This window comes from Nonomuraea sp. NBC_00507, from assembly GCF_036013525.1.
GTDB lineage: Bacteria > Actinomycetota > Actinomycetes > Streptosporangiales > Streptosporangiaceae > Nonomuraea.
Window position 1 is genome coordinate 8505617 of sequence record NZ_CP107853.1, and the last position, 22416, is coordinate 8528032.

A 22416-nucleotide genomic window follows, 5' to 3' on the forward strand; every position below is an offset into this window, starting at 1 on the left:
GGGGTCGACCTCCCAGGTTCTGGCGGAGCTGGCCCGGCTGTGGGACCAGGCCCGCGTCCACAGCCCGGGTCGGGTGACGCAGAAGGAGCTCGCGAAGGTCTCGGGTGTGCCGTATTCGACAGTGAACGGGTGGGCGACCGGTGCCGCGGAGCCCCGTGATCTGGATCGGCTGGTTCAGGTCGGCGCGGCCTTGGCCAAGTGGGCGGACGAGCCTGCTTTGTTGGCGCGTGAGTGGGGTCGGCTAATGGCCGCCGACCGGACCCGCCCAGCTCCTGCGGCCTTGGCCGATGCGGGCCGGTCTGGACGAGCTGCTGCAGTGGCGGAGCGAGTTCACGTCGAGGCGATCCTGGAGCGGACCCAGCCGGGACGGCCGCTGAGCGAGGTGCACGACCCGTTCCAATTCGAGGTGCATCGCGCCATCGACATCTCGCACGCCGAGCTGCCCCCGCTTCCCGCCTACGTGCCCCGCGAGCACGACCGGCGCCTGCAGGATGTGGTGCTGCGGGCCGTGGCCGGCGCCAGTGAGATCGCGGTGCTGGTGGGCGGATCCTCCACCGGCAAGACTCGCGCCTGCTGGGAAGCCCTCGACCTGCTGCGCGAGCGCCCCGAGCCGTGGCGGGTGTGGCATCCCATCGACCCCACCCGTCCCGGCGCGGCCCTGGCCGAGGTACACGACCTTGCGCCCTACACGGTGGTGTGGCTGAACGAGGCCCAGTTCTACCTGGTCCCGGAGAAGGTGGGCGAGCAGGTCGCCGCGGGGCTGCGCGAGCTGCTACGCGAGCCGAGGCGAGGCCCGGTGCTGGTGCTGGCCACCCTATGGCCCCAGGAATGGGACAAGCTGACCACCGGCCCGGATGCCGGACAGTTCGACCCACACGCACAGGCTCGGGAGCTGCTGAAAGGGCACGACATCAAGGTTCCCGACGCGTTCACCCGTGCCGACCTCAACGCGCTGGCCGATCACGCCGACCAGGACGGCCGCCTGGACGAGGCTGTCAAGCACGCCGAGGACGGCCAGATCACCCAATACCTTGCCGGGGTACCGGTCCTGCTAGCCCGTTACGCCCAAGCCCCGCCCACCACCAGGGCGGTGATCCACGCCGCCATGGACGCCCGCCGCCTAGGCGCCGGCCCACACCTGCCACTGACGCTGCTGGCCGACGCCGCGCCCGGCTACCTCACCGACACCCAATGGCTCCAGGCCAGCGATGACTGGCTACAACAGGCCCTGGACTACACAGCCACCCCCTGCAACGGCATCCCCGGCATCCTGACCCCCGTCAAGCCCGGCGCCCCCCGCAACCAGCGCCACCTCCGCACCGATCCCCAGTCGCGGAGGCAGACGGCGTCCGGACCGCTGTATCGGCTGGCCGACTACCTCGACCAGCATGGCCGCAGCCACCGCGCCGATCAGATCCCCCCCATCGACTTTTGGAAAGCCGCCGCTCACGCCCACCCCGCCGACCTGACCACCCTCGCCGACGCTGCCCAAGCCCGCGGCCTGCTCCGCGACGCCGCCCAGCTGTTCAAACACGCCGCGGCCTGCGGCTACCCCATAGCCGCGGACGCCCTTGCCCGCCACCTGAGCCTTCTGCGTCCGGCTAACCTCCGTCCCGCCCATTGGGCCGCCACCCACGCCTCCCTCGACGGCTCAGGCTCGGTGGCCGACCTGTTGGAAGCGCTGCTAGACATGGAGGCCGAGGAGCAGGCCGCGGTGCTGGCTCGACGAGCCGCCGCGCGCGCTGTCCTCGATGACCAGCTCGATGTAGCTGTGCTGCCGAACACGCTGCGAGAGGCAGGGGCCGAGGAGCAGGTCGCCATGCTGGCCGGACGAGCCGCCGCGCACGTCGCCATCGAATGGCCGTACCCAGTGGCCGAACTACTGGACAAGCTGTGGAACATGGGTGCCAGAGAGCAGGTCGCCATGCTGCTGGCCCGCAACCCAGCCGCCCACGCCTGCCTCGACGACCCAGACCTGGTGGCCTACCTGTTGGAATCGCTGCAGAGAGTGGGGGCCGAGGAGCAGGTCGCCCTGCTGGCCGGACGAGCTGTCGCACATGGCCCCCTCCACGACACACACTCGGTGGCCCGGCTGTTGAGCGCGCTGTGGGGGGTGTGGGCCGAGGAGCAGATTGCCATGTTGCTGGCCCAGAGCCCAGCCACCCGGGCTCCACTCGACGACCCCAAACCGGTGACCGTCCTGTTGAACGTGCTCCTTGACATAGAGGCCGAGGAACAGGTCGCCATGCTCCTGGCCCGCAACCCAGCCGCCCACGCCTCTCTCAACGACTCAGGCTCGGTGGCCAGTCTGTTGGAGGCGCTGCGGAGGGCGGGGGCTACGGACCAGGTCGCTATGCTGCTGGCCCGCAACCCAGCCGCTCACGCCTCCCTGGACCACCCCTACGGCTCGGTGATCTGGCTACTGGAAGCGCTGTGGGAAGCGGGTGCCACCGAGCAGGTCACCGTGCTGGCCGGACGAGCCGCCTCCCACGACGACCCATTCCTGGTGGCCTGGGTGTTGAAGGAACTGCGGAGAATGGGGGCTACGGACCAGGTCGCCATGCTGCTGGCCCGCAACACAGCCGCTCACGCCTCCCTCGACCACCCGGGCTCGGTGACCTCGCTACTGGACGCGCTGTGGGAAGCGGGTGCCACCGAGCAGGTCACCGTGCTGGCCGGACGAGCCGCCTCCCACGCCGCCTTAGACTGGCCGGCCCCGGTGGCCGGCCTACTAGACACGCTGCGGGAGTTGGGGACGGAGGAGCAGGTCGCTATCCTGCTGACCCGCAACCCAGCCGCCCACGTCCGTCTCGACCACCCCTACGGCGCGAGGCCGCCGAGTTGGGAAGTGGCCGACCTGCTGGAAGCGCTGCGGCAAGTCGGTGCCACCGAACAGGTCACCGTGCTGGCCGAACGCCTTCCTGCCGCCGGAAGGTTTGATGAGTTCATGGGCATCGGCGATTACCGGGAGCGTTTTGCGTTCGGACGGGAACCCGACGGAATCCCTGCTCTCCCCTGGGGGTGGGAGGACCTGGACTGACCACAAAGCAGGTTTCATGCGGGTCAGCCGGGCGGGTCATGAGCGCGATCGCCACGTTGGTGATGTTGCTGGCCTCCTGCACGGCGTTTAGTAACCCGCTTCGGAAGATCTACTACAACCTCTCGACCACCGGCCTGTCAATCTTCGTCGCATTCGCGGTCGGCACCGTCGAGCTTCTCGACGTCCTTGCCGAACAGCTCAACGTCGCCGACCGTCAGCCCTGGGCAACTCTCGCCGCCGTGGACCTCAATGCCATCGGCTACGTCATCGTCGGCACCTTCTGCTGACATGGCTCGGCAGCGTCGCCTACTGGAAGCTCGCCAAGCTGGAGCAGCGCTACGCGGCCCCCACTTGCGAGCGACGTGGCGGTAAGCAGCATCGCCTCAACAATGATGTCGAAGAGAAACTGAGTACGAGCGATGCGCGCGTCGACGGCGCAAGTACTGCTCAAGAAGGCTGCAATGGGCGTTAACAGACAGCCCCGGACCCGCGCGATGCGTTGCCGTCCCTCGGCAGGCCAAACCGAGATTTCCAAGGCGCGCCATTCGTTCCGCTCTCAACCGAGGTCTCCCAAGCGAAAGCCATCCGAGCCGAGTGACTATGGTGGCCAGCAGGGCTCGCGGCAGCAATCCCTAAAGGACCTACGTCACGGTTACTGGTCCCGTCAGGTTCAGCCACAACAGCGTCCTGAGCGCCACCAGCCCCATCGGTTGATCCTCGCACCGCGCAATCGGAAAAGGCGGGGTCGATTCGCCTTCTCGTACGCAACGGGAGCCGAGAGCGGAAGCGGCCAGGCAAACTTTACCCACTCCCAAACCCGCTGCTGGCACGGCATTTCAGGCCTGCTCTGAGGCCGATACGCCGAGAATGAATTTGCTCCGCTTGCACCCTCTTTGGGATATATGTACCTTTTGCGTAATCGCGACACACGTCTTGGCGAGCTTCTCGTCGCATCGTTGCCGCTTCGTTGACCGGACCGTGCGCAGTCCTGGAGATCTTCAGGGCAGCGCCCGGCCGCCGAATCCGCGCCTCGCGGAACCGGGGACCCATCCTCTTTTCGGGGTGAATCGGACGCCAGCTCAGGCTGCGCCCGTAGGGCACTTCCAGGCCCGAACCCGTCAGCTAACCCGGTAGGCGGCATGGAAGCAAGGAGTCAATGCCCTCATGCCCAAGCCTCGGCTTGCCACGATCGCCCATACTCTCAAGAACCATCTCGATCTCCCCAGCAAGCGCTTCAGCCTCGCCATCGGCGGTGCGATCCTGGCCGGAACCACCGCCATCACAGGCGTAGCCGGCCAGGCGGTCGCTTCGTCCACCACCCAGCACAGCGCGGTCCACGAAGCTCAGCCGGAAACCGGATCGCTCGCCTACGGCGTGGATGTCTCCAGGTACCAGCCCGACTACGACTGGAACGCCAGCCCGGCCCAGTTCGGCATCATCAAGGCCACCGAGGGCGTGACCTTCCGCGACGCCTCGTTCACCCGCCACTGGAGCGAACTGGCCAAGAAGGGCATCGTGCGCGGGGCCTACCACTACGGCCACCCCTCCAACGACCCCATCGCCGAGGCGGAGCACTTCCTGTCCATGGTGAACTCCCAGCCCGCCAAGGCCGGCGACCTGCTGGTCCTGGACCTGGAGACCACCGACGGCCAGTCCGTCGCCGAGGTCAACTCCTGGGCCAAGGCATGGCTGTCGCACGTGAAGGCCAAGACCGGGGTCACCCCGATGCTCTACAGCGGCTGGAACTTCGCCAACACCTACGGCAAGGGCCTGGCCGAATACCCGCTCTGGGTCGCCCACTACAGCAAGCCCAAGGGCCAGCTTGCCCCGCCTGCCGACTGGAAGTCCTGGGCGATCCACCAGTACACCGACTCCCCCATCGACCAGAACGTCTCCGCGCTGACCCCTGACCAGTTGCGCAAGCTGGGCCGCTCCGCTGTCTGACGGAGGAGACGGATACAGCATCAGTCGGTCCCTCAAGGATGTGGCTCGGTAGAGGTCGGGAGGCAGTTCGCGCCCTTCCAACCTCTACCGAATTCCCTCCGCTTGACGGCGGATTCCGGCGCGCTCCCCGACGCCCAAAACGACTAAGTCGCTTAGGTAGTGTCAAGGGCGGACCTCACCCTCGGATGGACCATCGCCCTGGCCGGTGTCGTCCTGGCGATCTCCTCCTGCGCCGTAATCGCGTGACTTCGCGAGTCTTGCCTATGCTCACGCCGAGCTGTCGCGGATCTCTCCTCGATCCCAGGCCCACGGCTACATCGCGGCTCTTGACCACTGCCCCACCGCTACCGCAAGGCGGCCGTGGCGATCCGGTACGGCGACAAGTCCGAGAGCTTACATCCCATCTGACCTGCCGAAACATCGCATATGGTGGAAGGATGAAGCGTGCTGCAGCCATGGCGCTCGTGGTGTTCGCGTCTGTTTCATGCGGCGCGGCGGAGCCGGACGCGGCGCCAGCTCGTGTGCCAGGACGTCTGTTCCCGCAAACGAGAAGCCCGATTCACCGACGCCCGCGCCGAGTCCGACTGCACCGCCCGTGTTCAAGGCCAAAGTCTCGAACGTCTCCCGTGACCGGCTGCCCTACTCGTGGCGGCCCGGCTGCCCGGTCCACTATCGGGACCTGCGGCTCATCACGTTGTCCTACTGGGGGTTCGACGGCAAGCCGCACACGGGCGAGCTGGTCGTGCGCGAGACGGTGACCGACGACATCGTGACGGTGTTCAGGAAGCTGTACGGGTGGCGCTGGCCCATCAAGCAGATGAAGCTGGTAGACGCCTACAAGGCGGACGACTTCGCCTCGGTCGACGCCGACAACACCTCGGCCTTCAACTGTCGCCGGGCGACCGGGTCCAGCAGGTGGTCCAAGCACGCGTACGGGGAGGCGCTAGACATCAATCCCCGCGAGAACCCTTATGTCACGGCTACTGGCGGCACGGCGCACCAAAATGCCAAGAACTTCACCAACCGCCCGCTGAAGGGTATAGGTGTGATCAATCCGGGCGACAAGGTGGTCAAGGCGCTCGCCCAGGTGGGCTGGGAATGGGGCGGCTACTGGTCCAGCGCCAAGGACTACCAGCACTTCTCCAAGGGTGGCGGATAGGACCTGAAACCGCCTGCGGCGAGAGCCGGGCAGGAGGTCACGACCGACAAGGCCAGCGTCTGTTGAAGCGCCACCGCGGAGACCGTGCACGACGAGGAACGTTCTGACGTCTCACCGTCCGCGCACGCTCCGGAAGTTGTACCGCGAAGTTGCGCCATCGAACGTATCTACCAGCACCGGTAAACCGGCGGCCCCGGTTAGTGCGCGCTCGCGCCCGAAGGGCTGAGTGCCGGCCGCATCCTGGTAGCGGTGGGGGCCCGACCGTTGTTCAGAGCAGGAAGAGATTGTGGCAATGGTGCGCGATGAGCGCACTCAGCCCGGGAAGAAGGGCAACCGCCGCAGGGCCGGCCAGCAGCACGCCCACGGCGGCCACGCCGGCGAGTTTCTCGCGGCGGCGCAAGGGGACGGCCGGATGGAGCATGCGGCGAATCCGGGCCAGTGCTGTCTCTCCGCCGGCGCCGAGCGTGAAGACGGGCGCGCGGCCGGTGGCCAGGCTCACCAGGGCGGCGGCGATGTGGATGCGCGGGTGATGGCAGGCCGCCACATCGTCGGCGCGCAGTTCGACCAGGCGGACGATCTCCTTCTTGGCCTTGGCGAACAGCGGCAGGCCAGGAAAAGCGCGGCTCAGACCCTCGGCCACAGCCAGTAGCAGGTGGTGCCTTCCACGAAGGTGAGCCTGTTCGTGGGCGAGGACCGCGGCGACATGTTCGGGGGTCAGCGACCGCAACGCCGCGGTAGTGATCACCATCTCGGCCTGGCGGCCGGGCAGGCAGTAGACCAGCGGTTCGTCGTAGTCCAGCACGATCGCGTCCAGCTCGCTGTAGCGGCGGCCGAGGAGACGCAGCATCTCGGCGTGCCGCCTGCGTTCCCGACGCGCGGTGACTAGCACCGTTCCGACGCCGGAGGCGGCCCAGACCACGATCAGGGCTCCGACGAGGAGGGCGAGCCAGCTGCCGATGGGCATCGCTGCCGGGTCGAACCCGTTGTCGAGCATGGCGAAGCAGGCCTCGATGACGCTGGCCATCCCGTGCCCGATCGTATCGGCGGGCACGGCGGTGGCCACGGCCGCCAGGATCGCCGAGGCGATGGCGGATGCGCACGCGGCCAGCCACAGGGAGATCCCCAACCGGGGGGCACGGTCGGACCACCGCGCCCGGATCAGTGCCCGGGGCAGCAGCGTCGTCGCGAGAACCGCGTACACCGCGAGGACTGCGGCGATCATGAGTGAAGGCCCCGCGGCGGGAACACCTGCAGCGCCGCCGCCAGCGCCGTCGACTCTTCCGGAGTCAGCCGCTCCAGGAAGTGCACCAATGTGGCGGCCTGGTTGCCGCTCCGGGCCAGCGTCTCGCGCATCTGCTGGGCCGCGTAGGCTTCCTCGCTGATCACAGGTTCGTAGAGGTAGGCCTTGCCCTGCGGCTGCCGCTTCAGCAGGCCCTTCTTGTAGAGCTTGTCCATCACCGTCATGACGGTCGTGTAGGCGATCTGCCGGTCGCGACGGAGATCCTCCAGTACGTCTCGAACCGACGCGGGCCGATGATAGGACCACAAGCGATCCATGATCGCGGATTCCAGGTCGCCCAAGGCACGCACCACGCGATCGCCCTCCTCACATGCGGTTTCTTCAATGCTACCCACGATCGTAGGCCAGAGTGCAGTGAAGGGCCTTCATGGACCCAAGACCGCTGAACGCCCCCAGCAGACACGCCTAGGCAACCGTTACTATCCTATATAGTTTGGGCTGCAGGAAAGAAGAAGGACGCACACGCGTAGCCGCGCCATTCCCCAGCGAAAGCCGACCGGGGGCGCTCTGCTCGCCGGGCAGACGAGAGGCTCCGTACCCGCGGCGAGGACTCCTCTGTCCCGCATCCCCTCCGCCCCGCCACCTCGGATGGACGTCGCCACCCCACCCCCGGGTCGGGAAAGTCGCCGCCACCAACTGCCACCACCCCACAGGCGTCGAGCCGTACCTGCCACCGGTGTCGGTCGTCACCCATTGGTTCGAGCCGACCGCGACGGAACCGGTGACGCTGCGGCTGTCCGGACGGCAACCTGGCCGCGCAGCCACGACCAGTCCGCCGCGTACATGGGCAGACGCCTGCCCCCGACCGCTTTCGCGGTGACGTCCCATTCTCCGGGGATTCATCGCGACCTCGGAGGTGACGGCGACGGGACCACTGCAGGCGAGCGCGTGGATCGTCTTCTCCTCCTCCGACCGGTTTCCCGGGCGGGGGTCATGCGCATGCAGAAACGCGCGCTGAGCCGGTCCGCGCTCACCTGATCCCCTTTTCCCGCGCTCCGAGCCTTCCCGGGAGCCTGGATGGTGTTCGCCCTGCTGAGCATGATCGTCGTGCTGGCGGTCCAGTCCCTGCTGGTCGCCCGGCTCGGAGTGAACGTGGGCGGGCCGCTGACAGTGTCGCTCGCCTCGATCTGGCCGGCGAGGTCGGCGGCAAGCTGTGGTACCTGGTGCTGCGCAGGAAGGAAGGTAAACGCCGGGGGTGGATCGTCCAGCGGATCGCCGAGGGCTGGACCGTGCAGAGCTCGTGGCCGGGGTGATCCTCGCCGCGGCTGCCGTGCCGGGCATGGCGTGGTGCCGACATCGGCGGCTTCTTCGACTCCACGGCGCCGGCCCTGCTGTTCGGCATGGGCATCGGCAGACTGGGCTGCTACTTCACCAGCTGCTGCGCCGGTCGGGCCGCTCGCTCACGCTGGCGCGTCTGGTGCTCCGACCGAAGCGTGCGCATGCGCCGCGTGCCGACCCAATTGCTGGAGTCGGCTCTGGCATTGATGACCGACTTGGGCGTCGTGGCAGTGCTCGCGGTGATCGAGCCCGTTCGCGGGGCGCTGTTCGTCATCGTCCTCGCGCTCTATACCCTCATCCGCCAGGGCCTGCTGCGCTTCCGTGCTGGCCGTTTCCGACATGGGGCCAGGTCAGAATGGTCGTGGGCCGGGGTGCGGCCGTCTACGATGCCGTCGTGCGGGGACGATCTCCCTCCCAGGGCCCAGGTGGTGGTCAGCCGTGGAGCAAGCGGTCCAGGTCACGCCGACGGACTCTGGAACGGTATAGAGACCGCAGATGCGCTGGCAGCGGCACGATGAGTACCGGACACCTGCCATGAGCGACACAGTAACAACTCGTGGCCGTACCACGCCATCGGCCCAACAAGCCCACATCGCCCCTGCCCAGCACGAGAAGGTCGTCCTCTCGGTCGGCGAGATCGACCAGTGCGGGACCGGGTTCACCGCGGGCGACCAGCACGCTCACCTCGACATCGGTCGGAACATAGCCCAGCGCTTCCCGGAAGGAGATCCATGCTCCCTTCCGCAGGAGAGAGAAGAACTCGTCTCCGTCGTCGAGGCCGGGCAAAGCGCCGGCGCCGGGGAGCACGCGGATCGCATGCAGGCATGCCTCGCGTCGCCGGGCCTCATCCACCGCGTAGCGCAGGGCGGCCAGGCTCGCCAGCGAGCCGTCCAGAGCGACCAGTACGCGTGGTCCTGCGTTGTTTATGGAATGTGGGCAGTCGCCGTTCGCGTCCATACAGGCCACCATCTGCCTCAATACACACATGCTACTGCCAGCCCGGACGCGGGATGGAGCGCGCCCCTCCGCGCAGCAGGCCGGCATGGCAGCGGTTGAACATGATGAGCGATGCGTCCCAGAAGTTCAGTCCGCTTGCCAGTCAACTCAATGAACTATTAACCATAGTAGCTTATCCTGAGTCGGACTGCATGATGTAGCCATGGGCTCGGCGGCGACGGTGCATCCTTGTGTAGAAAGTTTCAGGAACGACTTCAGGCGTCCTTGAATGCGTGCTTTTTCCTGGGAAGACCTCCGCTGCCATGAGGTACGCCACCGCATCGAGCCGGGTTCACCGTTCATGGCATCCGATGTGTAAAGTACGAGATCCCGTAGTATCTGCGGTCGAGGGCATCGGCGACTGTCGTGGCCAGGTCGTCTGCTGGGTGCCGCTGTCTGATGGAGCATGCACGAAAGACCAGACTGGTTGGCGTCCCTGAGCGCCCAACAGGCTGAGATGCGGTGCCATCTCAGATAGCCGGAGGCATGTTCTCTCACGGCCTGCACTACTGTCCTTTGCCGTCGGTCGAGGAGGACCTTCACGTCGATGGGCGCCAATCACGCGCACGGCACCACCGTCCCCAGCTCGCAGCGCACGCTCGTCGCCACCCTGGCCGTGCTGGTGCCGCTGGCGATCGTCACACTGGCCGGCCTGCTGTGGCTCTGGCCGGCCGGGCCGGACGCCGCCCCGTCGCAGGCCGGGGTCCAGCGGCTCACCGGAACGGTCACCAGCGTCACACTCAAACCCTGCCCCGCCGCCGGTGAGGGCGCGCCCAAGCCCGACCCGGCGACCTGTGGGAACGCCACCGTCAAGGTCGGCGATGGCCCGGACGTGGGCAAGGACGTCGCGCTGCGCCTGCCAAGCGCCCCCGGGTCGCAACGCTTCGCGCCAGGCGAGGACGTGATCCTGATCCGGGATGCGGACGGCGCGTATCAGATCTCCGACCATGATCGGACCATGCCGCTGTGGGTGTTTGCAGGGGCGTTCGCGCTGGCGGTGATCGCCTTCGGCCGCCGGCGCGGCGTCACCGCGCTCGTGGGGCTGGCGATCACGTTCGGGCTGCTGCTGACGTTCGTCATCCCCGGCATCCTCGAGGGCAAGCCGCCCATGCTGGTCGCCCTCGTCGGGGCGGCCGCGATCATGCTGATCGTCCTCTACCTCACACACGGCTTCTCTCCATCCACGTCGATGGCCGTGCTCGGCACGCTCGCGAGCCTGGCGCTGACCGCCGTGCTGTCGTACGGGGCGCTGGGGCTCGCCCAGCTCAACGGCGTCACCGACGACGCCTCCGTGGTCGTGGGCATGAGTCTGCCGATCGACACACAGGGGCTGCTGCTGGCCGGGATCATCATCGGCGCCCTCGGGGTGCTCGACGACGTGACGGTCACGCAGGCGGTGACGGTGGCCGAGCTGTCGCAGGCCAACCCCTCGTATGGGTTCGCCCGCCTTTACACGGCGGCCAGCCGGATCGGCCGGGCGCACATCGCATCGGTCATCAACACGATCATCCTGGCGTACGCGGGGGCATCGCTGCCGTTGCTGCTGCTTTTCAGCATCGGGTCCCAGCCCCTGGGCGACGTGCTGACGACGCCGGTCATCGCGCAGGAGATCGTCCGCAGCGTCGCCGGCACGCTCGGCCTCATCTCGGCCGTCCCCATCACCACCGCCCTCGCGGCCCTGTCGGCCTCGCGCCAGATCCGCCATCAGAAGCCGCCTGCCCACGGCGACATGCGAGAGCAACTCGTCACCCCGCGCAGCGACGCCGCCGACGGCTTTTTTCATCCGCCCAACGACGCGGACGACGATTACTTCACCCGGTTAACCGACACAGACGACAGCTTCTTCGCGTCTCAGCCCCCTCACGAGAAAAACACGCGCCAGGAGCCGGCGCATAAGCGCCCCGCACGCCACCGCCGAGGGAGCACTTAATGGGCCAACAGCCCTCCACCGGCCGTACTTCATATGAATCCAGCCATCAAGCTGGATGAACCAGCGCTTCAGGCCGTGTCGCCGTGGTCTCTGCCAGGGACGAATAGCAGGCGGAAAGCAGAGGCTAGGGCAGCGACGGCGGACACAGGTCTCACGCCTGTCACGTCTGCTGCTCGTCAGACACCGGACTTCGACCAGTTATAGGTCGCCGTCGGGGTGAACTTGCAGTCGGCCGGCCCGTACACGAGGGCGATCTGCGCTTTGTCCATCAGCTCAACCTTGGACGTTTCCTCATCGTAGGTGTGCAGTCAGGTGGGAGTGAAAGTGCTTGGTCGCACCCTCTTCACCTGCGATGCTCAGTCCCGCTGCACGGTCAAGGGCCACGGCGGCAGCGCCCCCTCCATGGCGAGCTTGGCGGCGGCGGCATCAGCGCCCCTACTCGCCACGATGCCCCATGACAGTGCTCCCACCGCTCCTGCCGCGAACGCGGTGGAGAGTCCGATGGCAATCAGCCGACGGCGACGCTCCGGCTGTTGCGCCTTCTGGCACATGAGCGCGATGCGGTCTCTGCGCGACTGCGTCACGGAGTTCGACGACATGTCCAGCCACCTAGGGTCAGATCAGCACCACTATCAGAAATAGCAGGAATGAGCATGGCGCACCGAGCGCCCGCCGTGGAACCGGCGCTCTGACACTCAGGGAGGCATCCACCTGCAGCCCGGCGATCTAACTATGGGGACTCGTAGATCGACATTCTTTTCATTTCGGGACAGTCCAAAAGTTACCCCCTCCGGGTACTTGACTAACCAGAGGACAAGAGGGACGGTAGGCCCAGAAAGACAGGTACCCCCCCGTGGTATGAGAGTGGCATGAGAGCCGCTGGACGGTACAAACCGGCCGCTTCGGGGGCCGGTGCCGACCGCGGACGAAAGGCGCTGCCATGGCGACACCGTCACGTCGAACACCTCTCCTCATCGCTCTTACCCTGGCCCTCTCCCTCGCCGCCGGCTGCGGGTCCGACCAGGAAGACGCCGACCTCCTGCAGCGCGTCAAGTCCGCGGGTGTGATCCGGGTCGCGCAGACCCAGGCCAACCCGCCCTGGAACTTCCTCGAGAACGGCAAACCCGCGGGATACGACGTGGACGTGGCCCATGAGCTGGCCAGACGGCTCGGCATCAGCCGGGTCGAGTTCGTCCCCTCCAACTTCCAGAGTTTCATCGCGGGCGTTCAAGCAGGTCGCTTCGACGCCGTCATCTCCGGCCAGACCATCACCGAGGAGCGCAAGAAGCAGGTCGACTTCTCCCGGCCGTACGAGGTCAACGGGATCTCGATCTTCGTGGCCAACGACTCGGCCATCGGCGGCGTGGCCGACCTCAAGGGCAAGACCATCGCGGTCACCGCGGGAACCACCCAGGCCGCCTTCGCCAAGAAGTCGATCCCCGACGCCGAGATCAAGACCTACGACAATGCCACGCTTGGCCTGACAGAGGTCGGTACGGGCCGCGCCGACGCGGCGCTGGTCTCCCGCTTCCAGGGCGCGTTCCTCGCTGAGAAGAACGGCCTGGTGGTCAAGCCCACGGGCCCGCTGCTGGAGTCAGAGGTCAACGGCATCTCCTTCGCCAAAGGCTCTACCGCGTTCAAGCAGGCCGTGGACACGGCGCTGGGCGACATGATCACTGACGGCACGCTGTCGGCCATCTCCAAGAAGTGGCTCGGCGGCCTGGACATGTCAGAGGAACTGAAGGGGCTGTGATGGACCTGCTCGTTGGTTTCCTCCCCGACCTGCTGACCGGACTGGGCGTCACGGTCGTGTTGGGCGTGGTCTCGTTCGTGCTCGGCAGCGTCCTGGGCGCGCTGGTCATGCTGGCGCGCATCTCGGGCAGCAGGGTGCTGCGCGCACTGGCAGCAGCCTACGTGTCGGTGTTCAGGGGGACGCCGCTGCTCATCCAGATCATGATCGTCTACTTCGGGCTGCCGCAGCTGGGGCTGGAGATCCCGCCCATCCCGTCCGCGATCATCGCGTTCACCCTGTTCTCCGCCGCCTACCTGAGCGAGAACTTCCGCGCCGGGGTGCTGGGCGTGGACCGCGGGCAGTGGGAGGCGGCGGCCTCGATGGCGATGCCGTACTGGAGGACCCTGAGAAGGATCGTCCTCCCGCAGGCGATCAGGATCGCCACCCCCGCGGTGGGCGGCAGGTTCGTGGCGCTGATGAAGGACACCTCGCTCGCCTCCGCGGTGACCGTGGTGGAACTGACCCGGGTGGCCGAGGGCATTGGCACCTCGACGTTCCGGTACATGGAGGCGCTGCTGCTGGTCGGGCTCCTCTACTGGCTGGTCAACACCCTGCTGCAGCTCGGGCAGCAGGCGCTGGAGAAGCGGATGGGGAGGGCCTACGCATGATCAGAGTCCGCGGGCTGTGCAAGCGCTTCGGAGAGCTGGAGGTCCTCAAGGGCGTCGACCTGGAGGTGGAGCGCGGGGAGGTGGTCGTGGTCATGGGGCCTTCCGGCTCGGGCAAGACGACGCTGATCCGCTGCATGAACCTGCTGGAAGAGCCGGAGCAGGGCACCCTCAGCGTGTGCGACGCCGAGCTGGAATGCGGCAGGCGGCATCCGGCCAGGCGAGTACGTGAGCTGCGCCGCCGTACCGCAATGGTCTTCCAGCAGTTCAACCTGTTTCCGCACCTGACGGCGCTGCAGAACGTCATGGAAGGCCCCGTGTCCGTACGACGCCTGCCGCGCGAGCAGGCGGCCGAGCTGGGGCGACGACTGCTGGATAGGGTCGGCCTGGCGGACAAGTGCGACTGCCATCCGGCCAAGCTGTCGGGCGGGCAGAAGCAGCGGGTCGCCATCGCCAGGGCGCTGGCCATGGAGCCCGAGGTGATCTTCTTCGATGAGCCCACGTCCGCGCTCGACCCCGAGTTGCACGCGGAAGTGCTCCAGGTGATGCGCGAACTCGCGCGGGAAGGGATGACGATGGTGGTGGTCACGCACGAGATCGCGTTCGCCAGGGACGTGGCGGACCGGGTCGTGTTCATGGACGGCGGGAAAGTGATCGAACAGGGGCCACCGTCCAGCTTCTTCACCGCGCCGGACCATCCGAGGGTCCGCTCCTTCCTCAGGCTGGTGGCCTCGTGATCGACGTCGAGCGGGCTCGCGCCCTCACCCCTGGCGTCCGACACGTCACCCATTTCAACAGCGCGGGCGCGGCGCTGCCGTCCCGCGGAGTACTGGACACGGTCATCGGCCATCTTCAGCTAGAGGCGGAGATAGGCGGATACGAGGCCGCAGCCCGCGCGGCCGACCGGCTGCAGGCCGTGTACGGCTCGGCCGCCCGCCTGCTGAACTGCTCCCCAGACGAGATCGCCCTGGTCGACAGCGCCACTCGCGCCTGGGACCTGGCCTTCTACGCCATCCCCTTCCAGCCGGGCGACCGCATCCTCACCAGCAGCGTCGAGTACGCCAGCAACTTCATCGCCTACCTGCAGACCGCCGAGCGCCGCGGCGTGCGGGTGGACGTGGTGCCCGACGACGGGCTCGGCCAGATTTCCGTGGACGCGCTACGCGACATGCTCGACGACCGTGTCCGCCTGGTCTCGCTCACTCATGTCCCCACCAACGGCGGCCTGGTCAACCCGGCCGCCGAGGTGGGCAAGGCGGCGAAGGAGGCGGGCGCCCTGTTCCTGCTGGACGCGTGTCAGTCCGTGGGCCAGCTCCCGATGGACGTCACCGAGCTGGGCTGCGACCTCCTGTCCACCACCGGCCGCAAGTATCTGCGCGCCCCGCGCGGCACAGGGCTGCTGTACGTACGGCCCGGCGTGCTCGACAGCCTCGATCCGCCGTTCCTCGACCTCCACGGCGCCCGCTGGGCGGCCCCTGGGCGCTACGAGCTCCAGCCGGGCGCGCGCCGGTTCGAGAACTGGGAGTACGGCGTGGCCGCCCGGCTCGGCCTCGGCGCGGCCATCGACGAGGGTCTCGGCTGGGGGCTGCCGGACATCCGCGACCGTGTCTACGCCCTGGCCGCCCTGCTACGCGAACGGTTGGCCGAGATCCCCGGCTGCCGCGTCCACGACCAGGGTGCGGAGCGATGCGGCATCGTCACCTTCACCCTCGACGGCGTGCCCGCCGACGCGATCAAGGCGAGGCTGTCCGCCCTCTCGATCAACGTCAACGTCTCACGCCCCCCTTCAACACTGCTCGACATGACCGCCCGTGGCCTGGGGGACCTGGTCCGCGCATCTGTCCACTACTACAACACACCGGAGGAAGTCGCTCGGATATGCGCTGCGCTGGAGGCCGACTGAATCATTACTATACTATTCAAACTAGTTAGAATACGCGGCAAAGAAGTAGGTGCCCGCCCTGCGGCGGAACCCAATGGAAGCCGCCCTCATGGGGACGGCCAAGGCAGCCTCGGTCCGCGCAAGCCCCCGCACCGGCAGTCGCTCCCCCGCCGTCGCCATCTCGACCGCTTGCCGTTGCTGGGTTACTTCATCGTGGGCGTTCCTCGCCGGCTCGGGCACGTCATCGTCCACCCAGGCGGGCACCATGGTTGACGTGACGATGCAAGAGTTCTCCTTCGTCATGCATGAGCGAGAGCTCGCCCCAGGCATCTACACGCTCATGTTGGACAATGCGGGGAACGCGCCGGACGCCATGGCTATCCGAGGCCCCGGCATCAGCGGTGGGCAACACTTCGAAACGATCAACGGCCGAGAGAAGACCCGGTTCACGGTTACGCTTCAACCTGGAAGCTATGAAGTGTGGTGCCCCGTGGGCAATCACCGGGCCCAGGGCATGGAGACCACTCTGGCCGTCAAGTGACCGGCGGCGGCGAGACGTTGTCCGCCGTCAACGTGGCGTGCCATCGAGGTCGTGCGTCCGGGACGTGGCATCGGACACGATCGCAGCGCGGCAGGCCGTCACCGCAGCGCGATGACGAGGACGGCCGGCGAGCCGATCGCGAGAACCGGTTGCACGGGTCCCACACCTGACACAAGGCCGGCCTGGACGACGGCACGAGCTCTTGCGGCCGACACGCATACGACGATGAGCCGTCGTATCACACCTTCCTCAATAACGCAGGTTGGCTGGATCACTTCGCGATCAACCGATACTTCCCACTATGATTCATAGTAAGAATCAGCGAACACTGTGGGGCCCATGAAGATCACGGTCGTACAGCCCAAGGAGCTAGGCTCAGCCGAGCTGGACACCTGGCGGAGGTTGCTGCGTGAGAGCACCGATCTCATCAGCCCGTTCCTTTGCCCGGAGTTCACGATCATCGTAGGTCGCTTGCGGAGCGACGTGCGGGTGGCCGTCATCGAGGACGCCGGCGACATCGTCGGCTTCTTCCCTTTCCAAAGGCACCCATTTGGCGTGGGGAAACCCGTCGGCGCCGGACTCACGGACGCGCAGGGCATGATCCTCGCCCGCGACCTGGAGCTCGACGTTAACGAACTGCTCCAAGCGTGCGGGCTGAGCGTATGGGAGTTCGACCATCTCCTCCCCGATCAGTTCCCCGGCCACCACGCCAGCCGCCACCCCTCTCCGATCATGGATCTGCGTGACGGCTACGAGGCGTACGCCGACACCATCAAGCGCGAGTCCGGCAAGACCTACCGGACGACTCAGTACAAGACCCGCAAGATCGCTCGGGATCACGGCGTGCTGCACCACGACTACGGCACCCGAGACCTGGCCGCCTTGCGCACGCTCATCGGGTGGAAGAGCGAGCAATACCGCAGAACGGGACGCACCGACCGCTTCGCACACCCCTGGATCGTTCAACTCGTGGAAGACCTCTTCCATACGAGGACCCCCACCTTTGCCGGCGTGCTCGACATGCTGTGGGTCGACGACCGGCCAGTAGCTGGGCATTTCGGGCTACGCAGCGACACAGTGCTGGCCGGCTGGTTCCCCGCCTACGACACCGCCTTCGCGGTCTACTCGCCGGGACTCATCCAACATCTCGCCATGGCCAGGGAAGCCGCCGAGCGCGGGATCCGCGTCATCGACATGGGCCGGGGCGAGAAGGAGTACAAGGAAAAGCTCAAGAACGGCCAGTGGCAGGTGGCCGAAGGACGACTGGCACGTCCGACGGTGGGAGCCGGGCTGCACTGGCTGCTCCGTGCGCCCGTAAGGGGCGCCCGGAGAACCGTACTGGCCAGCCCGTCGTTGCGGGTGCCCGCCGACCGCATGCTCAAGACCTACGGCAGGCTGCGGTCCAGGCTGTCGTCAACCGTGCACGATCGCGCGTCTTCCTCGAGGTGAATCATGTTCGAACGGCTGGAAGCGGAGTTCGCCTCCCGGCTGGGCCGGGAGTGTCTGTACGTGCCGTCGAACAGGTTCGGCCTCTTCATCGCACTGCGCCAACGGATGGCGCCGGGCCAGCGCCTGCTCATGTCGCCGATCTCGGCCGACGAGATCCTGTTCCTGGTGCTGGCGGCTGGGTTACGCCCGGTCATCGCGCCGATCGATCCGCGCACCGGTGCCATCGACGCACGCGCCATCGACGACCTGCGCTTCGACGGGATCCTGACCACCAACCTGTACGGCCTCCCGGACGACGTCATCACCCTCGGCAGAACCTGCGCCGAGCGCAGCATCCCCCTGATCGAAGACGCCGCCCACGCGATCCAGACCTCGGTGGCGGACCGTCCTGTGGGCGCCTTCGGCGACGCGGGCGTCTTCAGCCTGTCCAAGGCCGCGGGAGCATCCCCCGGCGGGATCGTCGCAATGGCCTCGCCAAGTGATCGTCAGGCGCTGCGGGAGCTACGCGAGCACTGGCTCACTCCGAGATACCCGGCGACGGAACTCGCGATCCTGCTGAAAACCGCCGTACGGAACGCGATCGTCGCGACCGTTCTGGCCCGTCCCGCGTGGCAGTTGGGGCAGTGGCTGGGCATGCAAGACCCGCGGCAGGGACACAGGATCCCGTTACGCCGGGTAGCCTTGGCCGGGCGGCTGACCGAGCCCGGCACCTTGTATCCCGGACTGGACGCCCTCGCGCCCTGGGTGCGGGCGGACAATCACCACTACCGGATGCGCCAGGGGCTGCTGACCGAGCGGCATGCGCTGCGACGGCTCAGGGTATTGGAGGCCACGCGCGAGCGCAGACTGGCCGGCGTGCGCCGCCTCGCCGAATTGGAGACGGTCGCACCGGGTGTACGCGAACATCTCGATCAACCGTTGTTCCGGGTGCCGCTGCTCGTCGAGGACCGGGACAAGGCGATCGAAGCACTACGACGGGAGGGCGTGATCACGGGATACGTCTACGACCCGCCGTTCGACGACTACGCACCGGGTCTCGTAGAACCATCCCCAGCTCCCGCGGCGGCCCGCTGGTGGTCTCAGCACACGCTTCCCATCGATCCCTTGCAGGTCGACCGGGCCTTGCCGATCGTCACGAAGCTCACCACCCCGACGTGGACGCCGTCGATTTGATCACGGGACCCGTACTCTCCAGACGGGCGGGTGGCACTCGGCGACACCGAGCCCTGCGCCGGGCATGGACGTGAGCAGCGCCGAACACAGGAACCCACGTTGCGGACTACTGCAGAGTCCTGGCCGGTGGTGTGATCCCGCATCGATCGGTCGAATCATCGCGTGGAAGGGGATGGCCGGAGCCGTTGACGTCGCCCCGGAGAGGCGCGGCGGCCCCGAGGCCCTGGCGAAGTCCCCAGTCTTCCCTGGCCAGGCGGCGTAGCACGGCGAAGAGCTCGTTGTAGAAGATCGTCATGTGAACCTGGAACGGCATCGCGTGGGCGAGTCGCACCTCCTCCGCGACGGTGGCCCTGGCGAGACGCACGTAGCCTGCCAGCAGATCGGCAGGAATGTCGTAATCAAATCCTTGGAGAGCGCTGAGCACGTCCGCGGCCTCATCGAGAGCCGCGGCATCGCCCCGGACGCGCCATCCGCTCCTCGCGAGCATGCGCGCCATGCGACTCCTTGCCTGCTGCCAGGCCTCTCCGCGAGAAGCGGCGCAGCGAGCCTTTCTCCGACCGCCCGCGGTCGCGAGGACCTGGAACGGAGTATGGGCCGGGTCGTCGAGGATCTCCAGCAGCGCACGCACCGCAGCCAAGGTGAGGCCGCCGACCTCAACGAGCTGCCGGATCAGGCGCAGCCTGGACAGGTGGCGCCTGTCGTACTGGACCCGGTTGGGGCCGAGGCTCCTGCCCGGCGGCAACAACCCCTCGCGCCGGTAGTACTTGATCGTCGAGATGGAGAGGCCGCTGCGCTCGCTGAGCTCGGTTATTCGCACGGAGAGGATCCCCTCAATGAGGACGGAGGGGCGAGGAGGCCGGGCCCCGCCCCTCCGATCAGAGTTGCCGCTAGGCGTGCCGGCCGATCAAAGCACGGAACTCGTCATAGCTCATTCCGTTGATGCGATTCACGCCGGGGATCTGGCTGAAGGTGTGGACGGCGCCCGCGTTGATCAGGTATCGGCCCTCGGGAGACAGCACGACCTGCCGCCCGTCGTCACGCTGGCCGTCCAGGATCAGCACGTACTGCTGGCCGACCTGATAGGACGGGTCGTCGGCGATGCCAGCGGCGTCGGTGCCGGTCCTGAAGAGCGTGAACGTGCCCGCAGTCGCTCCCTTGATCGTTTCGTCGACACTCACGGTGATCGCCTGGGTCGGGACCTTATCGGCCTCCCCCGGCTCGCCCTGGGCGGAGACCACCAGGTCGTCTGCCTGCCGTACGTCGGTCACGGTCGCCCGCACGATCGCCTTGCCCATGCGCACGGCCTGTGCCACGGACTTGGGCTGGTAGTGCCAGACGGCGCTGTATCGGGGGATCCCGGTCACCACTGTGTCGGCCTCAGTGGCGGCGGCAGTGTGGTGCGAGTTCCGGTACATGTTGTAGATGTCGTTCCAGTTGTGCTGGACGGTCGTGACCACGTTGTTGTAGTAGCCGAGGCCCATGCAGCCGTCGTTGGAGTGGTCCAGGCCGAACAGGTGGCCGATCTCCTGACAGAAGATGCCCCGTTTCGTGCTGGAGCTGTAGCTGTAGTAGTAGTTCAGCCGAGCATGGCCGTGGGTGATGTGACTGCCGGAGTAGTTGATGATCTCGGCCAGGCCGCCCCAGCCGGTGTTGCCGTAGTTGCCGTCGAAGAGGCTGATGTCGGTGTGGCCACTGGCGCCGGGCAGCGACAGGATCGTGTTGTTGTTCCAGTCATTGACCGCGGCCTGCGCTTCGGTCCGGTAGGTGGCGGTGTTGTAGATCTGGATGGTCACGGTGGCGCCGTAGCGGTTCCAGTGCCAGCTTCCCCACTGGTGCGCCGATGCTTGTGGCACGGCGAGCGCCAGCACGGTGACGGTTGCGGCGAGGATGATGGACGCCGCTCGGATGCGTCGCAAGGTGGTCCTCCTTCGACACGCGGGGGTGAGTTGGGGGCACGTGCCGTGGAGAGAGTCCCGTCCCTCTCCTACACAACGTCAGAGCCGCGGCGAACGAAACGTAACAGGCGTTCTCTGGGCGAACAAGAACGAAGTTGACACTTTCCTTACAAACCGCCGTCAAGCTGGAACAATAGGCATGCGTACTGATACTTCAACTATCAGCGGTAGGAGATCATTCGTCAGGGAGCAAGTAGCGCCAGGAGAGGGCGAGCATGGCACCCGACGGGGCGCGGAACACCGGCCAGCCGCCCCGCTGTCCGGAGTCGGCGGGGATCAGCTGAATGGCAGACTGGGCCGCGTTCCCGGAGAGGTCGCGCGTGCGGACGGGCGAACCTGCGTCCGGCGGCTCTGGCACGCCTTCCGGCCAGGGACGGACCTTGCCGTCCCGAGCTTCGGCTTCCTCTGCCACCAGCCGTACACGGTCGGACGAGTATCCCCGTCCTTCGGCGGCGGCGCGCTGCGCGAGACGGTCCAAGCGGGCGCGCGCGTTGAGCAGGGGTCCCGCATAGCCGTCGCCGGATTCGTCGAGGGCCGGAATCCTGACCTCTCGCAAGCTGCCTCCGGCTGTGCGTACGCCGAGCACCGTGGTGGGTGCGTCCATGACCACCGGGGTGCCGGGCCGGGGCGTCGCCGTCGCAGGCTGGCCGGACAGATCCCGGTCCAGCGCGCTGACCAGGTCGGACAGCTCGGCCTCGGAAAGCCGTACGGTGCGGGCGGCGTCGACGATTGCCCGGCCGTCGCCGTAGACGACCACCCGTGGCGGCCGGATCGCGAGCAGGCCGGGCGGCAGGAAACCGCCCTCCAACCGCCACACCGCGACCGGACGGTCGCCGTCCGGTTCCACCGTGGCAGGCGGTCCAGAAGCCGCGGGATTGCCGTCCTGGCCACACGCCGCGCTCATGAGCACGACGGCGAGAATCAATGCCAGCGACCTGCGCCTCATGCCCATATGACGTAGGGCGCACACGCGCGGTTCAAGCCGGTGCGGCGCCGCCTCCCGGACGCCACGGGGCGCAGGCCGCAGAAGCCAAGATCCTTATCCCGGTGGGGCGCGCTGCCGCACAAGCGCCATCGCGGAACAAGGTCTCTGATCCGGCCCCCAAAAGTTCCTCGACAAGTAGCCACTGATCACGACGAACAGCGGCATGTGGAACGTATAGATGAAGATGTACAGCGATCTGGCCGAGTCGGCGTCCACCGTGGGGCGCAGCGCGTGGCCGATCACCACGAGCGCCGCCAGGACGAACTTGACGTTGTCGAGGTACGGCTCACGCTTCCTGTATGGAGCTGGTAACTGTTCGACGCGCGGCGATGGCACACGAAGGACTGCGCCGGCCGACGCCACAGGCCCCAACTATCACTCATAGAA

General features: G+C 67.1%; 21 protein-coding genes and 1 riboswitch. Of the genes, 13 read left to right on the plus strand and 8 right to left on the minus strand.

The annotated features are described in order from the left end of the window. Positions 1-316: 316 nt before the first annotated feature. From OHA25_RS41005 to OHA25_RS41020, 4 genes are all read left to right on the plus strand, one after another. On the plus strand, positions 317-3040 hold the full coding sequence (locus OHA25_RS41005; RefSeq protein ID WP_327582289.1) for a hypothetical protein: 2724 nt from the start codon (positions 317-319) through the stop codon (positions 3038-3040). Between the two features lie 38 nt (positions 3041-3078). Further along, entirely contained in the window at positions 3079-3327 is a 249-nt protein-coding gene (locus tag OHA25_RS41010; RefSeq protein WP_327582290.1) for a HoxN/HupN/NixA family nickel/cobalt transporter, read from the plus strand. A 718-nt stretch (positions 3328-4045) separates the two neighbouring features. Further along, a riboswitch (cyclic di-AMP (ydaO/yuaA leader) is annotated at positions 4046-4192 on the plus strand. Between the two features lie 12 nt (positions 4193-4204). Continuing rightward, positions 4205-4984 carry a glycoside hydrolase family 25 protein gene (locus OHA25_RS41015; RefSeq protein ID WP_327582291.1) on the plus strand — a complete coding sequence of 260 codons (780 nt, stop codon included), beginning with the start codon at positions 4205-4207 and terminating at the stop codon, positions 4982-4984. A gap of 595 nt (positions 4985-5579) precedes the next feature. After that, positions 5580-6143 (plus strand): M15 family metallopeptidase, encoded by a 564-nt coding sequence (locus OHA25_RS41020; protein WP_327582292.1) that lies wholly within the window; start codon positions 5580-5582, stop codon positions 6141-6143. Positions 6144-6411: 268 nt separating this feature from the next. Here OHA25_RS41020 and OHA25_RS41025 read toward each other — a convergent pair whose 3' ends face one another. Together OHA25_RS41025 and OHA25_RS41030 are read right to left on the minus strand one after the other, a co-directional pair. Next, positions 6412-7365, minus strand: a complete 954-nt coding sequence (locus OHA25_RS41025) for a M56 family metallopeptidase (RefSeq protein WP_327582293.1) — start codon at positions 7363-7365, stop codon at positions 6412-6414. Continuing rightward, positions 7362-7733, minus strand: coding sequence for a BlaI/MecI/CopY family transcriptional regulator (locus OHA25_RS41030; protein WP_327591117.1), 372 nt, complete (start codon positions 7731-7733; stop codon positions 7362-7364). Before OHA25_RS41030 ends, OHA25_RS41025 begins: the two co-directional genes overlap by 4 nt. A gap of 975 nt (positions 7734-8708) precedes the next feature. Between OHA25_RS41030 and OHA25_RS61625 the strand changes: the two genes are divergently transcribed. Then, positions 8709-9239 (plus strand): prolipoprotein diacylglyceryl transferase family protein, encoded by a 531-nt coding sequence (locus OHA25_RS61625; protein WP_442942229.1) that lies wholly within the window; start codon positions 8709-8711, stop codon positions 9237-9239. On the opposite strand, the gene OHA25_RS41035 is transcribed toward OHA25_RS61625, so the two are convergent. Beyond that, positions 9154-9678: a universal stress protein gene (locus tag OHA25_RS41035; protein WP_327582294.1), complete on the minus strand. Its 525-nt coding sequence runs from the start codon at positions 9676-9678 to the stop codon at positions 9154-9156. The genes OHA25_RS61625 and OHA25_RS41035 overlap by 86 nt on opposite strands. Positions 9679-10264: 586 nt before the next feature. On the opposite strand from OHA25_RS41035, the gene OHA25_RS41040 reads away from it, so the two are divergent. Beyond that, positions 10265-11647 (plus strand): YibE/F family protein, encoded by a 1383-nt coding sequence (locus OHA25_RS41040; protein WP_327582295.1) that lies wholly within the window; start codon positions 10265-10267, stop codon positions 11645-11647. A 356-nt stretch (positions 11648-12003) separates the two neighbouring features. Here the strand turns inward: OHA25_RS41040 and OHA25_RS41045 are convergent, their stop codons facing one another. Further along, positions 12004-12246 carry a hypothetical protein gene (locus OHA25_RS41045; RefSeq protein ID WP_327582296.1) on the minus strand — a complete coding sequence of 81 codons (243 nt, stop codon included), beginning with the start codon at positions 12244-12246 and terminating at the stop codon, positions 12004-12006. A 341-nt stretch (positions 12247-12587) separates the two neighbouring features. Here OHA25_RS41045 and OHA25_RS41050 point away from each other — a divergent pair, with 341 nt between their 5' ends. From OHA25_RS41050 to OHA25_RS41080, 7 genes are all read left to right on the plus strand, one after another. Next, positions 12588-13400 carry a transporter substrate-binding domain-containing protein gene (locus tag OHA25_RS41050; RefSeq protein ID WP_327582297.1) on the plus strand — a complete coding sequence of 271 codons (813 nt, stop codon included), beginning with the start codon at positions 12588-12590 and terminating at the stop codon, positions 13398-13400. Continuing rightward, complete coding sequence (locus tag OHA25_RS41055) at positions 13400-14047, plus strand: amino acid ABC transporter permease (protein WP_327582298.1); 648 nt, start codon at positions 13400-13402, stop codon at positions 14045-14047. Before OHA25_RS41050 ends, OHA25_RS41055 begins: the two co-directional genes overlap by 1 nt. Beyond that, a complete protein-coding gene (locus tag OHA25_RS41060; protein WP_327582299.1) occupies positions 14044-14781 on the plus strand; it encodes an amino acid ABC transporter ATP-binding protein in 738 nt (245 codons plus the stop codon). The genes OHA25_RS41055 and OHA25_RS41060 overlap by 4 nt, the downstream gene beginning before the upstream one ends. Beyond that, positions 14778-15947 carry an aminotransferase class V-fold PLP-dependent enzyme gene (locus OHA25_RS41065; RefSeq protein WP_327582300.1) on the plus strand — a complete coding sequence of 390 codons (1170 nt, stop codon included), beginning with the start codon at positions 14778-14780 and terminating at the stop codon, positions 15945-15947. The genes OHA25_RS41060 and OHA25_RS41065 overlap by 4 nt, the downstream gene beginning before the upstream one ends. Positions 15948-16200: 253 nt before the next feature. Next, entirely contained in the window at positions 16201-16467 is a 267-nt protein-coding gene (locus OHA25_RS41070) for a hypothetical protein (protein WP_327582301.1), read from the plus strand. A 339-nt stretch (positions 16468-16806) separates the two neighbouring features. Beyond that, on the plus strand, positions 16807-17916 hold the full coding sequence (locus tag OHA25_RS41075; protein WP_327582302.1) for a GNAT family N-acetyltransferase: 1110 nt from the start codon (positions 16807-16809) through the stop codon (positions 17914-17916). Positions 17917-17919: 3 nt separating this feature from the next. After that, entirely contained in the window at positions 17920-19089 is a 1170-nt protein-coding gene (locus OHA25_RS41080) for a DegT/DnrJ/EryC1/StrS family aminotransferase (protein ID WP_327582303.1), read from the plus strand. 106 nt (positions 19090-19195) lie between these two features. On the opposite strand, the gene OHA25_RS41085 is transcribed toward OHA25_RS41080, so the two are convergent. From OHA25_RS41085 to OHA25_RS41100, 4 genes are all read right to left on the minus strand, one after another. Beyond that, positions 19196-19906: a MerR family transcriptional regulator gene (locus tag OHA25_RS41085; RefSeq protein ID WP_327582304.1), complete on the minus strand. Its 711-nt coding sequence runs from the start codon at positions 19904-19906 to the stop codon at positions 19196-19198. Positions 19907-19976: 70 nt separating this feature from the next. After that, a complete protein-coding gene (locus tag OHA25_RS41090; RefSeq protein WP_327582305.1) occupies positions 19977-21005 on the minus strand; it encodes a hypothetical protein in 1029 nt (342 codons plus the stop codon). Between the two features lie 214 nt (positions 21006-21219). Then, positions 21220-21990: a hypothetical protein gene (locus OHA25_RS41095; RefSeq protein ID WP_327582306.1), complete on the minus strand. Its 771-nt coding sequence runs from the start codon at positions 21988-21990 to the stop codon at positions 21220-21222. A 93-nt stretch (positions 21991-22083) separates the two neighbouring features. Then, positions 22084-22392 (minus strand): acyltransferase family protein, encoded by a 309-nt coding sequence (locus tag OHA25_RS41100; RefSeq protein WP_327582307.1) that lies wholly within the window; start codon positions 22390-22392, stop codon positions 22084-22086. Positions 22393-22416 lie beyond the last annotated feature (24 nt).

Bases quoted from the DNA above. Each gene is read 5' to 3' on its own strand.
- OHA25_RS41060 (WP_327582299.1), top strand. From the start codon at position 14,044: ATGATCAGAGTCCGCGGGCTGTGCAAGCGCTTCGGAGAGCTGGAGGTC.
- OHA25_RS41080 (WP_327582303.1), top strand. From the start codon at position 17,920: ATGTTCGAACGGCTGGAAGCGGAGTTCGCCTCCCGGCTGGGCCGGGAG.
- OHA25_RS41040 (WP_327582295.1), top strand. From the start codon at position 10,265: ATGGGCGCCAATCACGCGCACGGCACCACCGTCCCCAGCTCGCAGCGC.
- OHA25_RS41035 (WP_327582294.1), bottom strand. From the start codon at position 9,678: ATGGACGCGAACGGCGACTGCCCACATTCCATAAACAACGCAGGACCA.
- OHA25_RS41055 (WP_327582298.1), top strand. From the start codon at position 13,400: ATGGACCTGCTCGTTGGTTTCCTCCCCGACCTGCTGACCGGACTGGGC.
- OHA25_RS41010 (WP_327582290.1), top strand. From the start codon at position 3,079: ATGAGCGCGATCGCCACGTTGGTGATGTTGCTGGCCTCCTGCACGGCG.
- OHA25_RS41015 (WP_327582291.1), top strand. From the start codon at position 4,205: ATGCCCAAGCCTCGGCTTGCCACGATCGCCCATACTCTCAAGAACCAT.
- OHA25_RS41075 (WP_327582302.1), top strand. From the start codon at position 16,807: ATGAAGATCACGGTCGTACAGCCCAAGGAGCTAGGCTCAGCCGAGCTG.
- OHA25_RS41025 (WP_327582293.1), bottom strand. From the start codon at position 7,365: ATGATCGCCGCAGTCCTCGCGGTGTACGCGGTTCTCGCGACGACGCTG.
- OHA25_RS41095 (WP_327582306.1), bottom strand. From the start codon at position 21,990: ATGAGGCGCAGGTCGCTGGCATTGATTCTCGCCGTCGTGCTCATGAGC.
- OHA25_RS41045 (WP_327582296.1), bottom strand. From the start codon at position 12,246: ATGTCGTCGAACTCCGTGACGCAGTCGCGCAGAGACCGCATCGCGCTC.
- OHA25_RS41050 (WP_327582297.1), top strand. From the start codon at position 12,588: ATGGCGACACCGTCACGTCGAACACCTCTCCTCATCGCTCTTACCCTG.